2 protein-coding genes are annotated in these 1,671 nt (G+C 75.3%); one reads left to right on the forward strand and one right to left on the reverse strand.

Features of this window, described 5'->3' with window-relative positions:
* On the forward strand, positions 1-1,308 hold a 1,308-nt coding region (locus LLG88_04705; protein MCE5246207.1), incomplete at its 5' end, for a GDSL-type esterase/lipase family protein.
* Here the strand turns inward: LLG88_04705 and LLG88_04710 are convergent.
* On the reverse strand, positions 1,189-1,671 hold a 483-nt coding region (locus LLG88_04710), incomplete at its 5' end, for a ketoacyl-ACP synthase III (protein MCE5246208.1). The two genes, LLG88_04705 and LLG88_04710, sit on opposite strands and share 120 nt — an antisense overlap.

Raw genomic sequence — 1,671 nt, forward strand, 5'->3', positions numbered from 1 at the left:
AACTCGCCGCTCTTCGGCTCGGCGAGGGACGGTCGCTGCGGCCTCGCCGGCGTGGCGTTCCGCGCCGCGCGCGGCGCCTCGACGAAGATCGCCACGCCGCGCGGCGGCCCGAACGGCGCCGTCTCCGACTTCGTCGTGCACTACCTCGGCCGCCCCGGCGGCGGAACGCTCCTCGCGTCGGTGGACGGCGCGCCGGCGAGCGAGATCGGCACCGCCGCGGCGAGCCCCGCGCCGGCGACGCGCGAGATCCACGTGCCGGACGGGCCGCACTCGCTCTCGCTCTCGCCGAAGGGGGACGGCGAGGTGGCGCTCTACGGCGTGGCGCTCGAGCGCGAGGAGCCGGGCGTCGTCTACGACTCGATCGGCGCCAACGGCGCGACGGCCCACTTCCTCTCGCTGCTCGACGCCGGCGACTGGCAGGCGGAGCTGCGGCTGCGGCGCCCCGACCTCGTCGTGCTCAACTACGGCACGAACGAGAGCGGCTACGTCGGCCTCTCGATGGACAAGCTGCGGCGGGACGTCGAGGCGCTGATCGCGCGGGTCCGCGCGGCCGCGCCGAACGCCTCGGTCCTCGTGATGGCCCCGATGGACCGCGGCGCGCGCGGCGAGGACGGCTCGCTGACGACGATGGCGACGATCCCGCAGATCGTCGAGGCGGAGCGGGCCGCGGCCAAGGCCGCCGGCGCCGCCTTCTTCGACACCTACAGCGCGATGGGCGGCTCGGGCACGATGGCCCGCTGGTACGAGCGCGAGAACCGGCTCGTCTCGGGCGACCTCACGCACCCGACCGGCATGGGCGCCGACATCGTCTCGCGGCTGCTCGTGGACGCGCTCGAGGCCGGGCGACGCGCGTCCGGCGCGCAAGGGCCGATCGGCGTCGCGGACGGCTTGGGGGCGAAGGCGAACGCGGCTCCGCGCCGCGCGGCGGCGCCGCCTAAGCCGCGCGGCGACGCGGACGTCGCGGCGGCGGCGGAGACCGACGCGCCCCAAAGCGCCGCGGCCGAAGCCGAAAAGGAAACGCCGCGGTCCGGCGCGGCCGAGGCGCCCAAGAGCGGCGCGGCGGAAACCGAAAAGGAAACGCCGCGGCCCGACGCGGCCGAAGCGCCCAAGAGCGGCGCGGCCGGCGCCGAAAAGGAAACGCCGCGGCCCGACGAAGCCGCGGCGCCGAAAGCGCGGAAGGCGGACGGCTCAGCAGCGCAGCAGGGCGGCGCCCCACGTCATGCCGGCGCCGAACGCCGCCAGCGCCGCGTGCGTCCCGCTCCGCAGCAGCCCGGCGTCGGCGGCCTCCGAGGCGGCGATCAGAAGTGACGCGGCGGAGGTGTTGCCGTAGCGCTCGACGTTGGTGAAGACCCTCTCCGGCGGAACGCCGAGCGTTTTCGCGACCTGGCGCAGCAGCACCAGATTCGCCTGATGGAAAAGATAGAGGTCCACGTCGGCCGGCTTCAGGCCGTTCCGCTCCAGCAGATCGAGGACGGCGGCGCGCAGCTTCCGGCTGGCCTGCATGATCACCGTGCGGCCGTCCATCGCCAGCGGCGCGTCGAAGTCGAGCGCGAGCGCCGACGCCAACTCGCCGTTGCCGTCGAGCCGCGCGTCGATCACCTGCATCGGCCCTTCGCCGGGGGCGAGGACCGCCGCGCCGGCGCCGTCGCCGAAGAGGATCGCCGTCTCCTT

It is taken from the genome of bacterium (assembly GCA_021372775.1).
Classification (GTDB): Bacteria; Acidobacteriota; Polarisedimenticolia; order J045; family J045; genus JAJFTU01.